Annotated in this window: 17 protein-coding genes; 15 read left to right on the top strand and 2 right to left on the bottom strand. The window is 60.6% G+C overall.

Annotated features, from left to right (window positions below):
• Positions 1 to 13 precede the first annotated feature (13 nt).
• From ileS to ispH, 4 genes are read left to right on the top strand one after another with little or no spacing between them, the layout of a single operon-like run.
• A complete protein-coding gene (ileS, locus tag HMPREF3138_RS02130; RefSeq protein WP_038873361.1) occupies positions 14 to 2,830 on the top strand; it encodes an isoleucine--tRNA ligase in 2,817 nt (938 codons plus the stop codon).
• A gap of 13 nt (positions 2,831 to 2,843) precedes the next feature.
• Positions 2,844 to 3,353 (top strand): signal peptidase II, encoded by a 510-nt coding sequence (lspA, locus tag HMPREF3138_RS02125; RefSeq protein ID WP_038873364.1) that lies wholly within the window; start codon positions 2,844 to 2,846, stop codon positions 3,351 to 3,353.
• A gap of 1 nt (position 3,354) precedes the next feature.
• On the top strand, positions 3,355 to 3,825 hold the full coding sequence (gene fkpB, locus HMPREF3138_RS02120) for an FKBP-type peptidyl-prolyl cis-trans isomerase (RefSeq protein ID WP_033637057.1): 471 nt from the start codon (positions 3,355 to 3,357) through the stop codon (positions 3,823 to 3,825).
• The gene (gene ispH, locus HMPREF3138_RS02115; protein ID WP_038873368.1) at positions 3,806 to 4,759 is read left to right on the top strand and encodes a 4-hydroxy-3-methylbut-2-enyl diphosphate reductase; all 954 of its coding nucleotides are present in this window, start codon (positions 3,806 to 3,808) and stop codon (positions 4,757 to 4,759) included. The genes fkpB and ispH overlap by 20 nt, the downstream gene beginning before the upstream one ends.
• Before the next feature lie 275 nt (positions 4,760 to 5,034).
• Here ispH and HMPREF3138_RS02110 read toward each other — a convergent pair whose 3' ends face one another.
• A complete protein-coding gene (locus HMPREF3138_RS02110; RefSeq protein WP_223294846.1) occupies positions 5,035 to 5,940 on the bottom strand; it encodes a LysR family transcriptional regulator in 906 nt (301 codons plus the stop codon).
• Positions 5,941 to 6,152: 212 nt separating this feature from the next.
• Between HMPREF3138_RS02110 and pvcA the strand changes: the two genes are divergently transcribed.
• The 8 genes from pvcA (at position 6,153) to kefC (ending at position 17,881) form a co-directional block, all read left to right on the top strand.
• The gene (pvcA, locus tag HMPREF3138_RS02105; RefSeq protein ID WP_038873373.1) at positions 6,153 to 7,118 is read left to right on the top strand and encodes an L-tyrosine isonitrile synthase; all 966 of its coding nucleotides are present in this window, start codon (positions 6,153 to 6,155) and stop codon (positions 7,116 to 7,118) included.
• A 96-nt stretch (positions 7,119 to 7,214) separates the two neighbouring features.
• Positions 7,215 to 8,078, top strand: a complete 864-nt coding sequence (locus HMPREF3138_RS02100; RefSeq protein ID WP_038873375.1) for a TauD/TfdA dioxygenase family protein — start codon at positions 7,215 to 7,217, stop codon at positions 8,076 to 8,078.
• Positions 8,079 to 8,102: 24 nt separating this feature from the next.
• Positions 8,103 to 9,362, top strand: coding sequence for a glycosyltransferase (locus tag HMPREF3138_RS02095; RefSeq protein ID WP_038873378.1), 1,260 nt, complete (start codon positions 8,103 to 8,105; stop codon positions 9,360 to 9,362).
• A 263-nt stretch (positions 9,363 to 9,625) separates the two neighbouring features.
• A complete protein-coding gene (dapB, locus tag HMPREF3138_RS02090; protein WP_038873380.1) occupies positions 9,626 to 10,447 on the top strand; it encodes a 4-hydroxy-tetrahydrodipicolinate reductase in 822 nt (273 codons plus the stop codon).
• A gap of 470 nt (positions 10,448 to 10,917) precedes the next feature.
• The gene (carA, locus tag HMPREF3138_RS02085) at positions 10,918 to 12,066 is read left to right on the top strand and encodes a glutamine-hydrolyzing carbamoyl-phosphate synthase small subunit (RefSeq protein WP_048232622.1); all 1,149 of its coding nucleotides are present in this window, start codon (positions 10,918 to 10,920) and stop codon (positions 12,064 to 12,066) included.
• A 16-nt stretch (positions 12,067 to 12,082) separates the two neighbouring features.
• A complete protein-coding gene (gene carB / locus HMPREF3138_RS02080; protein ID WP_038873387.1) occupies positions 12,083 to 15,307 on the top strand; it encodes a carbamoyl-phosphate synthase large subunit in 3,225 nt (1,074 codons plus the stop codon).
• Positions 15,308 to 15,477: 170 nt separating this feature from the next.
• A complete protein-coding gene (kefF, locus tag HMPREF3138_RS02075) occupies positions 15,478 to 16,035 on the top strand; it encodes a glutathione-regulated potassium-efflux system oxidoreductase KefF (RefSeq protein WP_038873389.1) in 558 nt (185 codons plus the stop codon).
• Positions 16,028 to 17,881 (top strand): glutathione-regulated potassium-efflux system protein KefC, encoded by a 1,854-nt coding sequence (gene kefC, locus HMPREF3138_RS02070; RefSeq protein ID WP_038873391.1) that lies wholly within the window; start codon positions 16,028 to 16,030, stop codon positions 17,879 to 17,881. Before kefF ends, kefC begins: the two co-directional genes overlap by 8 nt.
• Before the next feature lie 35 nt (positions 17,882 to 17,916).
• Here kefC and HMPREF3138_RS02065 read toward each other — a convergent pair whose 3' ends face one another.
• Positions 17,917 to 18,531 (bottom strand): LysE family translocator, encoded by a 615-nt coding sequence (locus tag HMPREF3138_RS02065; RefSeq protein WP_038873393.1) that lies wholly within the window; start codon positions 18,529 to 18,531, stop codon positions 17,917 to 17,919.
• A 127-nt stretch (positions 18,532 to 18,658) separates the two neighbouring features.
• Between HMPREF3138_RS02065 and HMPREF3138_RS02060 the strand changes: the two genes are divergently transcribed.
• The 3 genes from HMPREF3138_RS02060 (at position 18,659) to folA (ending at position 20,546) form a co-directional block, all read left to right on the top strand.
• On the top strand, positions 18,659 to 19,459 hold the full coding sequence (locus tag HMPREF3138_RS02060; RefSeq protein ID WP_038873396.1) for a threonine/serine exporter family protein: 801 nt from the start codon (positions 18,659 to 18,661) through the stop codon (positions 19,457 to 19,459).
• Entirely contained in the window at positions 19,456 to 19,920 is a 465-nt protein-coding gene (locus HMPREF3138_RS02055; protein ID WP_033637072.1) for a threonine/serine exporter, read from the top strand. The genes HMPREF3138_RS02060 and HMPREF3138_RS02055 overlap by 4 nt, the downstream gene beginning before the upstream one ends.
• A 143-nt stretch (positions 19,921 to 20,063) precedes the next feature.
• Positions 20,064 to 20,546: a type 3 dihydrofolate reductase gene (gene folA, locus HMPREF3138_RS02050; protein WP_038873402.1), complete on the top strand. Its 483-nt coding sequence runs from the start codon at positions 20,064 to 20,066 to the stop codon at positions 20,544 to 20,546.
• Positions 20,547 to 20,561 lie beyond the last annotated feature (15 nt).

The following is a 20,561-nucleotide window of genomic DNA, read 5'->3' as shown; positions in this document are numbered from 1 at the left end:
AACCGAGAATCTAATGAGTGACTACAAGAATACCCTGAACTTGCCGGAAACAGGGTTCCCGATGCGCGGCGATCTCGCCAAGCGCGAGCCTGGCATGCTGCAACGTTGGTATGAACAGGATCTGTACGGGATTATTCGTACTGCCAAAAAGGGCAAAAAAACCTTCATTTTGCATGACGGCCCTCCGTATGCGAACGGCAGCATTCACATTGGTCACTCGGTTAACAAGATTCTCAAAGACATTATCATCAAGTCGAAAGGGATGGCCGGCTTCGACTCGCCTTATGTGCCGGGTTGGGACTGCCACGGCCTGCCTATCGAACTGAAGGTTGAACAGCTGTATGGCAAACCGGGCGAGAAGCTGACGGCGGCCGAGTTTCGCCAGAAGTGCCGCGAGTACGCGGCCGAGCAGGTTGAAGGCCAGAAGAAGGACTTCATCCGCCTGGGCGTGCTGGGCGACTGGGATCGCCCATACCTGACCATGGACTTCAAAACCGAAGCCAACATCATCCGCGCGCTGGGCAAGATCATCAGCAACGGCCACCTGCTGAAAGGCGCCAAGCCGGTTCACTGGTGCACCGACTGCGGATCGTCGCTGGCGGAAGCGGAAGTGGAGTACTACGACAAGACTTCGCCGTCGATCGACGTGAGCTTCCATGCGGCCGACGCGGCTGCCGTGGCGGCCAAGTTCGGCGTGAGCCACTTCAACGGGACTATCTCCCTGGTTATCTGGACCACCACTCCGTGGACCCTGCCGGCCAACCGCGCGATCTCGCTGCACCCGGACTTCACCTATCAGCTGGTGCAGGTTGACGGCCAGTGCCTGATCCTGGCGGCCGAGCTGGTAGAAAGCGTGATGAAACGCGCCGGCATCACCGAATGGACGGTGCTGGGCAGCTGCAAAGGCGCCGATCTGGAGCTGCTGCGCTTCAAACACCCGTTCATGGACTTCGACGTGCCGGCGATCCTCGGCGAGCACGTGACGCTGGACGCCGGTACCGGTGCGGTGCACACAGCGCCAGGCCACGGCCCGGACGACTTCGTGATCGGCCAGAAATACGGCCTGGAAGTGGCCAACCCGGTAGGGCCGAACGGTTGCTACCTGACCGGCACCTACCCGCTGCTGGACGGCAAGTTCGTCTTCAAGGCCAACGATCTGATCGTCGACCTGCTGCGTGAGAAAGGCGCACTGCTGCACGTCGAGAAGTTCCTGCACAGCTATCCGTGCTGCTGGCGCCACAAGACGCCGATCATCTTCCGCGCCACGCCGCAATGGTTCGTCAGCATGGATCAGAAAGGCCTGCGTCAGCAGTCGCTGGAAGAGATCAAAGGCGTGCAGTGGATCCCGGATTGGGGCCAGGCGCGCATCGAAATGATGGTGGCCAACCGCCCGGACTGGTGCATCTCGCGTCAGCGCACCTGGGGCGTGCCGATGTCACTGTTCGTGCACAAAGAAACCGAGCAGCTGCACCCGCGCACCGTTGAGCTGATGGAAGAAGTGGCCAAGCGCGTCGAGCAAGACGGCATTCAGGCCTGGTGGGATCTGGACGCGGCCGACATCCTCGGCGCGGAAGCCGCCGACTACGTGAAAGTGCCGGATACGCTGGACGTGTGGTTCGATTCCGGTTCCACTCACGCTTCGGTGGTCGACGTGCGCCCTGAGTTCCAGGGCCACAGCGCCGACATGTATCTGGAAGGCTCCGACCAACACCGCGGTTGGTTCATGTCATCGCTGATGATCTCCACCGCGATGAAAGGCAAGGCGCCTTATAAAGAAGTGCTGACCCACGGCTTCACCGTCGACGGCCAGGGCCGCAAGATGTCCAAGTCGATCGGTAACACCGTCAGCCCGCAGGACGTGATGAACAAGCTGGGCGGTGACATTCTGCGTCTGTGGGTGGCATCGACCGATTACACCGGTGAAATCGCAGTCTCCGACGAGATCCTCAAGCGTTCCGCTGATTCTTATCGCCGCATCCGCAACACCGCGCGTTTCCTGTTGGCCAACCTGAACGGGTTCGAGCCGAGCACCGACTGCGTGGCGCCGGAAGACATGGTAGTGCTGGATCGCTGGGCGGTCGGCCGTGCGCTGGCGGCGCAGCAGGATATCGAACAGGCTTACGCCAACTACGATTTCCATGAAGTGGTGCAGCGTCTGATGCAGTTCTGCTCGGTCGAGATGGGCTCCTTCTACCTGGATATCATCAAGGATCGTCAGTACACCGCGAAGAGCGACAGCGTCGCCCGCCGCAGCTGCCAGACCGCGCTGTATCACATCGTGGAAGCGCTGGTGCGCTGGATGGCGCCGATCATGTCGTTCACTGCGGACGAGATCTGGGGCTTCATGCCGGGCAAACGCGCGCAGTACGTGTTCACCGAAGAGTGGTACGACGGCCTGTTCGGGCTGGCGGAAGGCGAGCCGATGAACGACGCTTTCTGGGCCGAGCTGCTGAAAGTGCGCGGCGAAGTGAATAAGGTGCTGGAGCAGGCGCGTGCCGACAAGCGCCTCGGCGGTTCGCTGGAAGCGGCGGTAACGCTGTATGCCGACAGCGAGCTGGCGGCGCGCCTGAACAGCCTGCAGGATGAGCTGCGTTTCGTGCTGCTGACCTCTGCGGCAAGCGTTGCGCCATTGGCGGATGCGCCGGCCGACGCGCAGGCTTCCGAGCTGCTGAAAGGGCTGAAGATCGCCTTCAGCACGGCACCGGGTGAGAAGTGCCCGCGCTGCTGGCATTACACCACCGATATCGGCCTGGTGGCGGAACACGCAGACATCTGCGGCCGCTGTGTGAGCAACGTCGCCGGTGACGGCGAGAAGCGTAACTTTGCCTGAGAACTCGCGCCTGATGAGTAAATCAATTTGTTCGACCGGCCTGCGTTGGCTGTGGGTTGTGGTGGCGGTGCTGGCGCTGGATTTTGGCAGCAAGCAGTGGATCCTCGCTAACTTTACGCTGGGCCAGTCCCAGCCGTTGATCCCGTCGTTCAACCTGTTTTACGCGCGCAACTACGGCGCTGCGTTCAGCTTCCTGGCCGACCATGGCGGCTGGCAGCGCTGGTTCTTCGCCGGCATCGCCATCGCCATCGTTGCGGTGCTGCTGGTGATGATGTACCGCAGCACCGCGCAGCAGAAGCTGAACAACATCGCCTACGCCTTTATTATCGGCGGGGCGTTGGGCAATCTGTTCGATCGCCTGTGGCACGGTTTCGTGGTCGATTTCATCGACTTCTACGTCGGTGACTGGCACTACCCGACCTTCAATCTGGCGGACAGTTTCATCTGCGTGGGCGCGGCGATGATCGTGCTGGAAGGTTTCCTGTCGCCGGCGAACAAAGACGCAAAGAGTAAAGGTGAGTAATATGACGGCTCAGGTTATCAGTGACAGCGCGGTGCTGGTTCACTTTACGCTGAAACTGGAAGACGGTTCGACCGCCGAATCCACCCGCAGCAGCGGCAAGCCGGCGCTGTTCCGCCTGGGTGACGGCAGCCTGTCGGCACCGCTGGAAGCGCAGCTGCTTGGCCTGCGCGCGGGCGACAAATGCGCCTTTACCCTGCAGCCGGAAGCGGCGTTCGGCGCGGAGAACCCGGATCTGGTCCAGTTCTTCTCGCGCCGCGACTTCGCGGAAACCGGCGTGCCGGACGTGGGCACCATCATGCTGTTTACCGCCATCGACGGCAGTGAAATGCCGGGCGTGGTGCGCGCGGTGGCGGAAGATTCGATCACCGTCGATTTCAACCATCCGCTGGCGGGCCATCCGGTGACCTTCGATATCGAAGTGCTGGAGATCGATCCGCAGCAGGAGGAGATGCATGCAAATATTGCTGGCTAACCCGCGCGGCTTCTGCGCCGGGGTTGATCGTGCGATCAGCATCGTGGAACGCGCGCTGGAACTGTATGGCGCACCGATCTACGTGCGGCATGAAGTGGTGCACAACCGCTACGTGGTCGACAGCCTGCGTGAGCGCGGCGCGGTGTTTATCGAAGAGATCGCGGAAGTGCCGGACGGCTCTATCCTGATCTTCTCGGCGCACGGCGTTTCTCAGGCGGTGCGTGCCGAAGCCAAGGCGCGCGATCTGACCATGCTGTTCGACGCCACTTGCCCGCTGGTGACCAAGGTGCATATGGAAGTGGCGCGCGCCAGCCGCCGCGGCACCGAAGCGATTCTGATCGGCCACGCCGGGCACCCGGAGGTGGAAGGCACCATGGGCCAGTACAGCAACCCGCAGGGCGGCATGTACCTGGTCGAGTCGCCGGAAGACGTGTGGAAGCTGCAGGTGAAAGATGAAAGCAACCTGTGCTTCATGACGCAGACCACGCTGTCGGTAGATGATACCTCGGACGTGATCGACGCCCTGCGCCAGCGTTTCCCGAGCATTATCGGCCCGCGCAAGGATGACATTTGCTACGCCACCACCAACCGTCAGGAAGCGGTGCGTAACCTGGCCGGCGATGCGGACGTGGTGCTGGTGGTGGGGTCAAAAAACTCCTCCAACTCCAACCGACTGGCGGAACTGGCGCAGCGCGTCGGCAAACCGGCTTATCTTATCGATTCGGCGGCGGATATTCAGGAGAGCTGGCTGAGCGGGGCGCGCCATATCGGCGTTACCGCCGGTGCCTCAGCGCCGGACGTGCTGGTGCAGGAGGTGATCTCTCGCCTGAAAGCGCTGGGCGGTATGGACGTGCATGAAATCAGTGGGCGTGAAGAGAACATCGTGTTCGAAGTGCCGAAAGAGCTGCGAGTGGACGTTCGTCAGATAGACTGACAGGCGCCGGCGGATGACAACGGGGAGCTCAGGCTTCCCGTTTTTTTTTGGGCATTCGCATGGCATTGAAAATAAAACTCTGCGCATATTCAAATTTTCTGCTAACTAAAGTCAAATTTATTCTGGGCATTTGAAATAGCGTCGGTGTCATTAATTATATAAGCTGACGAAAAGTCATTAATCAAGGTATCATTAGCCTGCAATCTAAATAAGGCCTGGCGTTGGCAAGGTGATTACAATAATTACAATAACAGGTGTTGCAGATGTTTCTTATTTTATTCCTGCCGAATATGTCCTAAGGCGTTTAATCCTTTCTCCTTTAAATAAAGCTTCATATGCTCCAGCAATCGTCGGACTTTTAATGGCTGAGTCTCCCGACGCGGCATAATGGCATAGCAATTTATTTCTGGTAATCGCCAGTCGGGCAATATTTCAATCAGCTCGCCGCTGAGCAACTCACGCTCAACGTTGGCGAAGAAATTGCGAATGATACCCTTGCCGGTCAGCGCCAACTCCTTCATCGCCATACCGCTGTTGGTGAACAAGCGCCCGGTCATGCGCATGCGGTGTTCACTGCCGTCGCGATGGATCAGACGAACAAACTGCGGGTTGCCGAGCGGTGTAAAGGTCACCCAGTGGTGATGCGTCAGCGCCTGCGGCGAATCCGGCACGCCGTGGTGCGCCAGGTAGGCCGGCGAGGCGCACAGCACTTCGCGGCAGCGCGCCAGCCGCGTGGAAACGTAGCTGGAGTCGGCCAGCACGCCACCGCGTATCGCCAGATCGATGCGTTGCGCGATCAGGTCTATCTTTTCATCGTGGATTTCCAGCCGCAGCGTGAGCCGCGGGTGCTCGTCGAGGAAGCTCTGCAGCGCAGGCACCAGATAGTGGGTGGCGAATTCGGTCGAGGTGGCGACGCGCAGTTCACCCACCAGTTCGCCACGCAGCGCGGCGATCCGTTGTTGGCCGCGTTCGGCGGCGTGGATCATCAGCAGGCAATCTTCATAAAAGCACAATCCGGCTTCGGTCAGACTCAATGAACGTGTCGACCGCAACAGTAATTGAATGCCCAGATGTTCCTCCAACTGGCGAATATGTTGGCTCACGGCCGAGGTCGTCATGCCCAATTCTTTTGCCGCCATGCTGAATGCGCCGCAATCGACCACTTTTGAGAAAATGGCCATGCGTTTTAAAATATTGCTCATAGTTTGTTAAGCACAACTTAACCAAGATTGTGAATTATACGGGCTAATAATATAGCACCATCTCTTCTATATTGCCTGAAGCATATAAACGCCGGGCTAATTATTATCACGCAGAGGTTTTTTCTCTTTTTGATAAATCTTATTGCGCTTTTCAATAATACACCCGCGCCGCATCGCAACAGGAGCACATTGTGGACAGCGTTCAGAAAGATGAAATAGCGTTAAAAATCCTACGTGAATTATTGCAATACCGCCGCCGTTTCACCGGTGGCGACACCTCAATTGCCGAAGAAGAACAGCGGGTCACTCAGGTGCAATTGCCGCGCATTCGGGCATTCATTGAAAACGAGCAGCGCATCGAATTCGTACTGCCGGCCTTTCCGACCAAGTCGCCCAACACCAACAAGGTGATCGGCGCGGTGCCGGACATGGCGGAGCGGCTGTCGCTGATCTTTCTCAATTCGCTGTGCCAGCGTATTCAACTCTATTATCCGCCGGGTGCGCATATCGTTATCTGCTCCGACGGCCACGTGTTCGGCGATCTGATCCGCGTCAGCGACGAAGCGATCAACCACTATCAGCGCGAGATTGAAGGCCTGCTGCATGAAGTGGGCGCGACGCACCTGAGCGTGTTCAACCTCGGCGACGTCAAAGGCCTGGCGGAGCATACCGACGATTACGATCTGCTGCGCCGGCTGTTGGTGGAGGGCTACGCCGAATCGGAAGAGGCGATCAAACAACAGCTGATGCAGGACGAACAGGGCCTCTCACTGTACCGCGCCATCACGCGCTTCCTGTATGAGGACAGCCAACTGCCGGGCTACAGCGGTTCCAACGCCGCGCTGCAGAAGGACGCCAAGCAGCGCGCCTGCGGCGTGATCCAACGCAGCTGGGCCTGGGGCAACCTGCTGGCGCAACATTTCCCGGCGGCGATCCGCCTGTCGATTCACCCGCAGCCGGTCGACAGCCTGAAAATGGGCATCCACATGATGCCGACCAAAGACGACTGGCTGACGCCGTGGCACGGCGTGGCGGCCAACGTGAACGGCCAGTTCGTGCTGATGAAGCGTAAAGATGCGCAGAGCCTGGACGGCGAACTGGTGGAGATCCGCGGCACGCCGAGCCATTACCTGATCGAGCAGCCACAGATGGCCTGAGGCCGTCGCAGGCTTTTGCGCCCGAAATCCTGGCGGGCGCGTTTTTAACGGCACGTTGCCGTGTGAGCAGCACATTCGATGCAAGGAGAATCACCGATGAACAACCAACCGCTTAATTGCCATATCCAACCGAATACCCCGTTCGGCGCGATCCTGACGCCGCAGCATCCGGGGCAAAAGATCGGCGATCTGCCGGTGGCGGCGCTGCGAACGCTGGCGCAGGAACACCACTTGCTGGTGCTGCGCGGATTCGACTCCGGTTTCAACGAGGCGGAAGTCCTGACTCGCTATGCCGAACAGTGGGGCGAAATCATGATGTGGCCGTTCGGTGCGGTGCTGGACGTGAAGGAACATCCGGACGCCAAGGATCATATCTTCGACAGCAGCTACGTCCCGCTGCATTGGGATGGCATGTATAAGCCGACCATCCCCGAGTTCCAGCTGTTCCACTGCGTGGCGGCACCCTCTCAGGACGAAGGCGGATGCACCACCTTCGTCGACACCACGCGGCTGTTGGCCAATGCGGACGAAGCGCTGCTGGATCAGTGGCTGTCGGTCTCGATCACCTACCGCATCAAGCAGGTGGTGCATTACGGCGGTGAAGTCTGTTCGCCGCTGGTGGTGCAGCACCCGAACGGCAGGGGGTTAATCATGCGCTACAATGAACCGCCGACGGAGGGGAAAAAATTCCTCAACCAGCATGCGCTGGAATATCACGGTGTGTCGGAACAGCAGCAGGAACAGTTCCATCACACTTTGCAGCAGCACCTGTACGATCCGCGTCACTATTATGCCCATCAGTGGCAGCAGGGCGACGTGGTGGTGGCGGACAACTTCTCGCTGTTGCACGGCCGTGAGGGTTTTACCGCCCGTTCCGCGCGTCATTTGCAGCGCGTGCATATTCAGAGCAACCCGGTGTGCGCCAATCTGGCGCTGAAGCCGGCCAACGCAGAAGCGTAAAGGAGCATTATGGCAAGGATACTGATGGCGGCGGTCGCCACTCCGGGGCACGTCTACCCGATGTTAGCCATCGCTCGCCACCTGATTGCCCAGGGGCATCAGGTGCGGGTGATGACCGGCGCGCTGTTTCGCGAACGCGCCGAGGCGGCGGGCGCGAACTTCGTGCCGTTCGACGCGCAGGTGGATTTCGACTATCGCCACCTGGAAGAGCACTTCCCGGCGCGCGCCGCGCTGCCGCCGGGTAATGCGCAGATGGCGCTGGCGCTGAAGGATTTCTTCGCCGCACCGATCCCGCTGCTGGATCGGCAGCTGCGTGCGGCCATCGCCGCCGAAAAGACCGATCTGCTGATGGTGGAGAACTGCTTCTACGGCGTGCTGCCGCTGCTGCAGTCCGCCGAGCGGCCGCCGGTCTTCGGTATCGGCGTTACGCCGCTGTCGTATTCTTCGCGCGATGCTATTTTTTATGGCCCGCGTATCCCGCCGGCGCTGCTGCCGAAGGCGTTGACCCGTGAGCAGCTGGTAGATGAAGAAACGCGCGTGCTGCTCGATGAAGTACAGCAGAGCTTCGATACCGCGCTGGTGCAGGCGGGCGGGCGGGCGCTGGATCGCCCGTTCACCGACGCGCTGATCGGCGGCTGCGAGCGTTTCCTGCAGCTGGCTACCACGGCGCTGGAATATGAGCGTGACGACCTGCCGAGCGGCGTGCGCTTCGTCGGCCCGCTGCGCAGCGGCTGCCTGCCGGCGGCGGAAGAGACGCTGTGGGAGGCGGACGACCGCCGGCCGCTGGTGATCGTGTCTCAGGGCACGTTGGCCAATGTCGATTTGCATCAGCTGATCGTGCCGACACTGCAAGCGCTGGCGCATTTGCCGGTGCGAGTGCTGGCCACGACCGGCGGACGGGCGACGGAAGCGCTGATGGAGGCACTGCCGGGCAATGCCAGAGTGCGGGAGTTTATCTCCTTCGGACGCTGGCTGCCGGAGACGGCGCTGCTGATCACCAACGGCGGTTACGGCTCGATCAACTATGCGCTGGACTGCGGCGTGCCGCTGATCGTCGCCGGCACCGGCGAGGACAAGCTGGAGGCGGCCGCGCGCGTGGTGGCCGCCGGCTGCGGCATCAGCCTGCACACCAGTACGCCGACCGCCGAACAGATCCTGGCGGCGACGATGCGCATTCTGCAACAGCCGATCTATCGGCAACGCGCGGCGCTGGTGCGTGAGGATTATGCCCGCCACGACGCGCTAACGGCGATCGCCAACGAAGTGGCCGCCATTACTGCCTGACCTCGCCGTTCTTCCTTCCTCAGGCGCCGTTTTCGGCGCCTTTTTTCTGCATTTTTTTGCCATGGAAACTGCATGATTATGTACAATCGTCGCAGGCCGCCAAATCGGTTGAATGTTAATCTCACGACAGCATCGCTGATGAGAACGGAGGAATATCATAATTTTCTAATTATGAAATGAATCCTCTGGCGACGCTGAAGCGGGGCGGTTACCCTGAATCGATAGCCTAATGGGATAGGCGTCAAATCAAGAAGAGAGCAAGCATGAGTGATTCACAAATCCGCATTGCGATTGCGGGCGCCGGCGGCCGGATGGGCCGTCAATTGATCCAGGCGGTGCAGCAGGCGGAAGGCGTGGTGTTGGGGGCGGCACTGTCGCGCCCGGGCTCCAGCCTGGTCGGCGTCGACGCCGGCGAACTGGCGGGCATCGGCGCGCTGGGCGTCAAGGTGAGCGACAGTCTGGAGAAGGTGGCGAACGAGTTCGATATTTTGATCGACTTCACCCGCCCGGAAAGCACCCGGGGTTACCTGGATTTTTGCGTGGCGCACCACAAGGCGATGGTGATTGGCACTACCGGCTTCGATGACGCCGGCAAACAGGCGATCCGCGATGCGGCGCAGCATATCGGCATCGTGTTCGCCGCCAACTTCAGTGTCGGCGTCAACCTGGTGTTGAAACTGCTGGAGAAGGCCGCGCAGGTGATGGGCAACTATACCGATATCGAAATCGTTGAGGCGCACCACCGCCACAAAGTGGATGCGCCGTCGGGCACGGCGCTGGCCATGGGCGAAGCGATCGCCGGCGCGCTGGGGCGCGACCTGAAAAGCTGCGCGGTCTATGCGCGCGAAGGCCATACCGGCGAACGCGATCCGAAAAGCATCGGCTTTGCCACTATTCGCGCCGGCGACATCGTCGGCGAGCACACCGCGATGTTCGCCGACATCGGTGAACGGGTGGAAATCACCCATAAGGCCTCCAGCCGGATGACTTTTGCCAGCGGCGCGGTGCGCGCAGCCGCCTGGTTGCATAACCGGGATAAAGGTCTGTTTGATATGCGTGACGTGTTGAATTTGGACCAGTTATAATTGATTTGCATACCATCGTGATGTGGTTGTGTTGGTCATAATACTATGATAATTGGACAATAATTTTATTGTCCTTTTTTTTAACATGAAAAATGAAGCGTTGGTGTGATTTTATTTTATTGATTGTTATTTGTTGATGTTTACCTTGCTAATCATCCCGTTTTTATCCACCAGATCCCATTTTAGCGTCCTTTGGAGCCCATTCTGGCGCCATTTTTCGTCATTCAGCCTCGCAACCGTTTTCCAGCCCCGGTTTTCTGTGTTTTTATCGCCGCTCAAGCCGCATGAGCGGTGAGAACTGCAAAAATAAAACAAAAAATGGCAGTTTGGGTAGACAAGCCGGGCACTCATCATTAAAATGCGCCCAATTTGCCAAAAATTGGCCTCGCGGACGGTTTTTGCATTGATTTAGATCGCGATATCTGAATTAATATGCAAATATTGTGATTGATTATTCCTTGGAGGGTGTTTTGATAAAGTCAGCGCTATTGGTTCTGGAAGACGGAACCCAATTCCACGGTCGGGCCATCGGGGCAGAGGGAACGGCAGTGGGGGAAGTGGTCTTCAATACGTCGATGACCGGTTATCAAGAAATCCTCACTGATCCTTCCTATTCCCGCCAGATCGTTACTCTTACTTATCCTCATATCGGCAATGTCGGCACCAATGCTTCCGACGAAGAATCCTCCGCAGTACACGCCCAAGGCCTCGTCATTCGTGACCTCCCGCTGATCGCCAGCAACTACCGCAACGAAGAAAGCCTGTCCGACTACCTCAAGCGTCACAACATCGTGGCAATCGCCGATATCGATACCCGTAAATTAACCCGCCTGCTGCGCGAGAAGGGCGCCCAGAACGGCTGCATCATCGCCGCCGACTCGCCGGACGCCGCGCTGGCCCTGGCCAAGGCGCAAGGTTTCCCGGGGTTGAAGGGCATGGATCTGGCGAAAGAGGTCACCACCCAAGAGGCCTACAGCTGGCAGCAAGGCAGCTGGACGCTTGAAGGCGACCTGCCTGAAGCCAAAACCGCCGCGGAACTGCCGTTCCACGTGGTGGCTTACGACTACGGCGCCAAGCGCAACATCCTGCGCATGCTGGTGGATCGCGGCTGCCGTCTGACCGTGGTGCCGGCGCAGACCCCGGCCGACGAGGTGCTGAAAATGAATCCGGACGGCATCTTCCTGTCCAACGGCCCGGGCGACCCGGAGCCGTGCGACTACGCCATCGCTGCCATCAAACAGTTCCTGGAAACCGACATTCCGGTGTTCGGCATCTGCCTGGGCCACCAGCTGCTGGCGCTGGCCAGCGGGGCGAAAACCATGAAAATGAAGCTCGGCCACCACGGCGGCAACCACCCGGTGAAGGATCTGGACAACAACACCGTGATGATCACCGCGCAGAACCATGGCTTCGCCGTCGATGAAAACAACCTGCCGGCGAACCTGCGCGTCACGCACAAATCGCTGTTCGACCATACGGTGCAGGGCATTCACCGCACCGACAAAGCGGCGTTCAGCTTCCAGGGTCACCCGGAAGCCAGCCCTGGCCCGCACGATGCCGCGCCGTTGTTCGATCACTTTATCGAACTGATTGAGACTTACCGTTCTAACGCCAAATAATCAGGAGCAGTAAAAAATGCCAAAACGTACAGACATAAAAAGCATCCTGATCCTCGGCGCTGGCCCGATCGTTATCGGCCAGGCGTGTGAGTTCGACTACTCGGGTGCCCAGGCGTGTAAAGCGCTGCGCGAAGAGGGTTACCGCGTCATTCTGGTCAACTCCAACCCGGCGACCATCATGACCGACCCGGAAATGGCCGATGCGACCTATATCGAGCCGATCCACTGGGAAGTGGTGCGCAAGATCATCGAAAAAGAGCGCCCGGATGCGGTGCTGCCGACCATGGGCGGCCAGACGGCGCTGAACTGCGCGCTGGAGCTGGAGCGTCAGGGCGTGCTGGCCGAGTTCGGCGTTACCATGATCGGCGCGACCGCCGATGCGATCGACAAGGCCGAAGACCGTCGCCGTTTCGACGTGGCGATGAAGAAAATCGGTCTGGACACCGCGCGTTCCGGCATTGCGCACACCATGGAAGAAGCGCTGGCGGTAGCCGCTGACGTCGGTTTCCCGTGCATCATCCGCCCTTCCTTTACCATGGGCGGCACCGGCGGCGGCATAGCCTACAACCGCGAAGAGTTCGAAGAGATCTGTGAACGCGGTCTGGATCTGTCGCCGACCAACGAGCTGCTGATCGATGAATCGTTGATCGGTTGGAAAGAGTACGAGATGGAGGTGGTGCGCGATAAGAACGACAACTGCATCATCGTCTGCTCCATCGAAAACTTCGACGCCATGGGCATCCACACCGGCGATTCGATCACCGTCGCACCGGCCCAGACCCTGACCGACAAGGAATACCAAATCATGCGCAACGCCTCGATGGCGGTGCTGCGTGAGATCGGCGTCGAAACCGGCGGCTCCAACGTGCAGTTCTCGGTCAACCCGAAAACCGGCCGCCTGATCGTTATCGAAATGAACCCGCGCGTGTCGCGCTCTTCGGCGCTGGCGTCGAAAGCCACCGGCTTCCCTATCGCCAAGATCGCCGCCAAGCTGGCGGTGGGCTACACCCTCGATGAGCTGATGAACGACATCACCGGCGGCCGCACCCCGGCATCGTTCGAACCGTCCATCGACTACGTCGTGACCAAGATCCCGCGCTTCAACTTCGAGAAGTTCGCCGGCGCCAACGACCGCCTGACCACCCAGATGAAGTCGGTCGGCGAAGTGATGGCCATCGGCCGCACCCAGCAGGAGTCGCTGCAAAAAGCGCTGCGCGGTCTGGAAGTGGGTGCCACCGGCTTCGACCCGAAAGTAAGCCTGGACGATCCGGAAGCGCTGACCAAGATCCGCCGCGAGCTGAAAGACGCCGGCTCTGACCGCATCTGGTACATCGCCGACGCCTTCCGCGCCGGTCTGTCGGTTGACGGCGTCTTCAACCTGACCAACGTCGACCGCTGGTTCCTGGTGCAGATTGAAGAGCTGGTGCGCCTGGAAGAACAGGTGGCCGAAGCGGGCATCAACGGCCTGAACAAAGCGTTCCTGCGCACACTGAAACGCAAGGGCTTCGCCGATGCCCGTCTGGCCAAGCTGGCCGGCGTCGCCGAGAGCGAAATTCGCAAGCTGCGCCACAGCCACGGCCTGCATCCGGTGTACAAGCGCGTGGATACCTGCGCGGCGGAATTCGCCACCGACACCGCCTACATGTACTCCACCTATGAAGAAGAGTGCGAGTCCAACCCGACCAACGACCGGCCGAAAGTGATGGTGCTGGGCGGCGGGCCGAACCGTATCGGCCAGGGCATCGAGTTCGACTACTGCTGCGTGCACGCCTCGCTGGCGCTGCGCGAAGACGGCTACGAGACCATCATGGTCAACTGCAACCCGGAAACCGTCTCTACCGACTACGACACCTCCGACCGCCTGTACTTCGAGCCGGTGACGCTGGAAGACGTGCTGGAAATCGTGCGCATCGAGAAGCCGAAGGGCGTGATCGTGCAGTACGGCGGCCAGACCCCGCTGAAGCTGGCGCGCGAGCTGGAAGCCGCGGGCGTGCCGATCATCGGCACCAGCCCGGACGCCATCGACCGTGCCGAAGACCGGGAGCGCTTCCAGCAGGCGGTTAACCGTTTGGGCCTGAAGCAGCCGGCCAACGCCACCGTCACCGCCATCGAGCAGGCAGTGGAGAAGGCGGCGGGCATCGGCTATCCGCTGGTGGTGCGCCCTTCCTACGTGCTGGGCGGCCGGGCGATGGAGATCGTCTATGACGAAACCGACCTGCGCCGTTACTTCCAGACCGCGGTCAGCGTGTCCAACGATGCGCCGGTATTGCTGGACCGCTTCCTGGACGACGCGGTGGAAGTGGACGTCGACGCCATCTGCGACGGCGAACGCGTGCTGATTGGCGGCATCATGGAGCATATCGAGCAGGCGGGCGTGCACTCCGGCGACTCCGCGTGTTCGCTGCCGGCGTACACCCTGAGCCAGGAAATTCAGGACGTGATGCGTCGCCAGGTGGAAAAACTGGCGTTCGAGCTGCAGGTACGCGGCCTGATGAACGTGCAGTTCGCGGTGAAAGACAACGAAGTCTACCTGATTGAAGTGAACCCGCGCGCCGCGCGTACCGTGCCGTTCGTGTCCAAAGCGACCGGCGTGCCGCTGGCTAAAGTGGCCGCGCGCGTGATGGCGGGCAAAACGCTGGTTGAGCAGGGCGTGACCGAAGAAATTATCCCGCCGTACTACTCGGTGAAAGAAGTGGTGCTGCCGTTCAACAAATTCCCGGGCGTCGACCCGATTCTGGGGCCGGAAATGCGCTCTACCGGGGAAGTGATGGGCGTGGGCCGCACCTTCGCGGAAGCCTTCTCCAAAGCGATGCTGGGCAGTAACTCGGGCATGAAAAAGCAGGGCCGCGCGCTGCTGTCGGTGCGTGAAGGCGACAAGGCTCGCGTGGTCGATTTGGCCGCCAGCCTGCTGAAGCAGGGCTTCGAGCTGGACGCCACCCACGGTACCGCGGTGGTGCTGGGCGAAGCGGGCATCAACCCGCGCCTGGTCAACAAGGTGCACGAAGGGCGTCCGCACATTCAGGACCGTATCAAGAACGGCGAGTACACCTACATCGTCAACACCACGGCCGGCCGTCAGGCGATTGAAGACTCCAAGCTGATTCGCCGCAGCGCCCTGCAGTACAAGGTGCACTACGACACCACGCTGAACGGCGGCTTCGCCACCGCGATGGCGCTGAAAGCGGATCCGACCGAGCAGGTCACGTCGGTGCAGGAAATGCACGCGCGCATCGGCAAATAACCGCGCGATAACGCTACGCCAGGGGCGCTGCAGATGCAGCGCCTTTTTTATTCAGCGAATTTGTCGGCTGGCGTTAAAAATTTCCGCTATCAATCAGTGGGCAAACTGTCACCCTGTGTGATTGGTATATGCTTGGTGTATTGGCAAGGAACGAAGGAACGACGATAACAATGATTCTGATAATTTATGCTCACCCGTATCCCCGGCATTCGCATGCCAATCAGCGCCTGCTGCAGGCGGTGAGGGATCTCCCTGAGGTAGAGGTGCGCTCGCTGTATGAGCTGTACCCCGATTTCAATATCGACATCAACGCGGAGCAGCGGGCGCTGGAGCGCGCCGACCTGGTGGTGCTGCAGCATCCGATGCAGTGGTACAGCTTCCCGCCGCTGTTGAAGCTGTGGATCGACAAAGTGCTGGAGCACGGCTGGGCCTACGGCCACGACGGCAACGCGCTGGTGGGTAAAGACTGCCTGTGGGCGGTGACCAGCGGCGGCGACGAGCACCACTTCGAGCTGGGCGACTTTCCCAACTTCGCCGCGCTGGCGCAGCCGCTGCAGGCCACGGCGATTTACTGCGGCATGAACTGGCAGCCTTATTTCGCCCTGCATAACACTTTTACCTGCAACGAACCGGCGCTGCTCGCCGCCGGCGAAGCCTACCGGCAGCGGTTGGTCGACTACCTGATGGAACATGCCGAAGCGGAAACACGGGAGGCCAGCCATGGATAACCACCACATGATGATCGAGGGGCTGATCTACCTCGGCTCCGCCGCGCTGTTTGTGCCGATCGCGGTGCGGCTGGGGCTGGGCTCGGTGCTCGGCTACCTGATTGCCGGCTGCATCATTGGCCCTTGGGGGCTGAAGCTGGTGTCGGACGCCGAGTCGATCCTGACCTTCGCCGAGATCGGCGTGGTGCTGATGCTGTTTATCATCGGCCTGGAGCTGGATCCCAAGCGGCTGTGGACGCTGCGCGCCTCGGTGTTCGGCGGCGGCAGCATTCAGATGGTGGGCTGCGGCCTGGCGCTGAGCGCCTTCTGTTACTTCCTCGGCCTCAACTGGAAGGTGGCGCTGTTGATTGGCCTGACGCTGGCGCTCTCATCCACCGCCATCGCCATGCAGGCGATGAGCGAACGCAACCTGACGCCGTCGCCGATCGGCCGCAGCGCATTTGCGGTGCTGCTGTTCCAGGATATCGCGGCGATCCCGCTGGTGGCGATGATCCCGCTGCTGGCCAGCAGCGGCGCCACCACCACGCTGGGCGCTTTCGTGCTGTCGGCGGCCAAGGTGGTGGGCGCGTTAACGATAGTGGTGCTGCTCGGCCGCTACGTCACCCGCCCGCTGCTGCACTTCGTCGCCCGTTCGGGCATGCGCGAGGTGTTCAGCGCCGTGGCGCTGTTCCTGGTGTTCGGTTTCGGCATCCTGCTGGAGATGGCCGGGCTGTCGATGGCGATGGGGGCGTTCCTCGCCGGGGTGCTGCTGGCGAGCTCGGAATACCGCCACGCGCTGGAGAGCGATATTCAGCCGTTCAAGGGGCTGCTGCTGGGGCTGTTCTTTATCGGCGTCGGCATGTCGATCGATTTCGGCACGCTGTTCCATCACCCGCTGCTGATCGCCTCGCTGCTGCTGGGCTTTATGCTGATCAAGGCGGCGCTGCTGTGGCTGATTGGGCCGCTGCTCGGCGTGCCGAAGCGCCAGCGCGGCCTGTTCGCCATTCTGCTGGGGCAGGGCAGTGAATTCGCCTTCGTGATCTTCAGCGCCGCGCAGCTGGCCGGCGTCCTGCCGGTCGAATGGGCCAAGTCGCTGACGCTGGCGGTGGCGCTGTCGATGGCGGCCACGCCGCTGCTGCTGGTGATTGCCGCGCAGCTGGAGAAAAATGCGCCGAAAGAGGAGCGCCCGGCTGACGTTATCGACGACGAGAATGCCAGCGTGATCATCGCCGGCTTCGGCCGTTTCGGTCAGATCGCCGGCCGCTTGCTGTTGGCCAACGGCGTACACACCGTGGTACTGGATCACGATCCGGACCATATCGAGACGCTGCGCAAATTCGACACCAAGGTGTTCTACGGCGACGCCACGCGCGCCGATTTGCTGGAGGCCGCCGGCGCCGCCCACGCCAAGGTGCTGATTAACGCCATCGACGACGTGGAAGACAGCCTGGCGTTAACCGAGCTGGCCAGGCAGCACTTCCCGCATCTGAAGGTGGTGGCGCGAGCGCGCGACGTCGATCACTGGTATCAGCTACGGCAGCTGGGGGTGGAAAAACCGGAGCGCGAAACCTTTGAAAGCTCGCTGCGTATCGGCCGTGAAACGCTTGAGCTGCTGGGGCTGGACGCCTATGAGGCGCGCGAGAAGGCGGATACGTTCCGCCGCTATAACCTGAAGATGCTGGAAGACACGCTGGAGAATTATCAGGACACCGAGTTCCGCATCGCCAGCCTGCAGCGGGCCAAGGAGATGCTCAGCGCGGCCATCGAGCAGGATCAGAATCGGCTGGCGCGGGTGCAGCAGACCGGCTGGCGCGGCAGTATCGACGGCAAGGCGCCGGAGGATGAAGTGGTGGAAGCCAAAGGATAAGAGTAGGGGCGCCAGATCGGCGCCCCTTTTTTTGCTTAGCTCAGTGCGACCTTGATGCCCAAGGCGATCAGCATACCGCCCAGCAGCTTGTCGACGATCTTCTGGGTCTTTTCCAACCCGCGGCGCACCGGCCCGCTCTGGATCAGGAACACCAGCAGTGGCCACCAGATGACCGACAGGCCGAGAATAATCCCCGCGTACCACAGCTTGTCGCCCAGACCGGAATCGATCTGCAGCACCTGGGTGAATACCGCCAGGAAGAACAGGGTGGCCTTCGGGTTCAGCAGGTTGCACAGGTAGCCTTGCGCAAAGGCGCTCTTCAGACTGACCTGCTGCTGCGGCAGATTGCTGATGTTCATCTTGCCGCCGCCGCGCGACAGCAGCGCCTGGATGCCGATCCACACCAGATAGACCGCCCCGGCGTATTTCAGCAGGTTAAACAGCCACGGCGTGGTGGTGATCACCACCGCCAGCCCGGCGACGCAGTAGGACATGTGAGTGGCGACGCCGCAGATCACGCCGAAGGCGGTCATCATGGCGGCCAGCCGCGGATAGCGGGCGGCGTTTTTGATCACCAGGAAAAAATCCGGGCCGGGGGAGAGCATGCCGAGGGCGGCAATGCCGGCGACGAACAGCGAAGTTTCAAGCATGGGGACGTCTCGCGCAAAAGACAGAGTTCTGGCGATAATAACGCCGCTTCCTCTGATGCGCATCAACCCAATGAGGTATTGTTAGGCTCTATGATAATTATTCATCTACCGCCAGCGATGGAGCACCATGCAGCAGACTACCGCCACAGAGAGGCCGGAGCCGCACCGGCAACAGCGTGAAATTACCCGCCTGTGCATTCAATGCGCGCTGCTGCTGTTGCAGCACGGCGCCGAGAGCACGGTGGTGGAACAGCTGTCGACCCGCCTGGGGCTGGCGCTGGGGATGGACAGCGTGGAAAGCTCGATCTCCGCCAATGCGGTGGTGTTGACCACCCTCAGCCACGGCGCCTGTCTGACCACCACCCGCAAGAACGTCGATCGCGGCATCAATATGCAGGTGGTGACCGAAGTGCAGCATATCGTGATCCTCGCCGAGCACCACCTGGCGGATGCGCACGACGTGGCGCGCCGTTTTGACAGGATCCGGCCGTTGCGCTACCCGCGCTGGCTGGTGGTGCTGATGGTGGGGTTGTCCTGCGGGTGCTTCAGCATGCTCAACGGTGGCGGCGCTGACGCCTTCCTGGTGACCTTTATCGCCAGCGGCACGGCGATGCTGGTGCGCCAAATTCTCACCGCCCGCCATATGAATCCGCTGATCAATTTTTGCCTGACGGCGTTTGTTGCTACGTCGATCTCCGGGCTGCTGCTGCGCCTGCCGGCGTTTAAGGACACCTCGAGCGTGGCGATGGCCGCCAGCGTGCTGTTGCTGGTGCCGGGCTTCCCGCTGATCAACGCGGTGGCCGATATGTTCAAGGGGCACGTCAACACCGGGCTGGCGCGCTGGGCGATGGCCAGCCTGCTGACGCTGGCGACCTGCATCGGGGTGGTGATGGCGATGTCGCTGTGGGATCTGCGGGGATGGTCATGAGTCTGCTGTGGGCCTTGTTGCAGGAGATGTTGTTGGCGGCGGTGCCGGCGCTGGGCTTCGCCATGGTGTTCAACGTGCCGCTGCGCGCGCTGCGTTATTGCGCGTTGCTTGGGGCCATCGGGCGCGGTTCGCGCATGCTGATGATGCACGGCGGCATGAACATCGAGTGGGCTTCGCTGCTGGCGGCGATCCTGATCGGTATCATCGGTATCTACTGGTCGCGCTGGCTGCTGGCGCACCCGAAGGTGTTCACCGTGGCGGCGGTGATCCCGATGTTCCCCGGCATTTCCGCCTATACCGCGATGATAACTGTGGTAGAAATCTCGCATTTGGGCTACAGCGAAGCCTTGATGGAGACCATGATCACCAACTTCCTCAAGGCCAGTTTCATTGTCGGTGCGTTGTCGATCGGCCTGTCGCTGCCGGGCCTGTGGCTGTACCGCAAACGCCCCGGCGTGTGAAATTTCCCGGCGGGAGATCGTTGGTTATTAGATATGCTGATAAGAGCTATCTTATATATTCATCTTGCTTGATTAGCCTATCGACGGCACTCAGGCCTTTACGTATAGTGTCACCAATTTTGCTGCCTACACAGGGTTAAACAATGATTATCAGCCTGATCGCTGCCTTGGCGGCGGATCGCGTTATTGGCATGGAAAACGCCATGCCGTGGCACCTGCCGGCGGACCTTGCGTGGTTTAAACGCAACACGTTGAATAAGCCGGTTATTATGGGCCGCAAGACCTTCGAGTCCATCGGCCGCCCGCTGCCGGGCCGCCACAATATCGTTTTGAGCAGCCGTCCGGGCAGCGAAGCCGGGGTGACCTGGGTGACCTCGATGGATGAAGCGCTGGCCGCCGCCGGCGACGTGGAAGAAGTAATGGTGATCGGCGGTGGGCGCATCTATACCCAGCTGCTGCCGCGCGCCGATCGCCTGTACCTGACGCACATCGACGCCGAGGTCGGCGGCGATACCCACTTCCCGGATTACGAGCCGGACGAGTGGGAAACCACGTTCAGCGAGTTCCACGACGCCGACGATCTGAACTCGCACAGCTACTGCTTCGAGATCCTGCAGCGCCGCTGATTTCAGCGCGTTAGC

The organism is Serratia sp. HMSC15F11 (genome assembly GCF_001808215.1).
Classification (GTDB): Bacteria; Pseudomonadota; Gammaproteobacteria; order Enterobacterales; family Enterobacteriaceae; genus Serratia; species Serratia nevei.
This window is presented reverse-complemented; position numbering and strand designations above follow the sequence as displayed.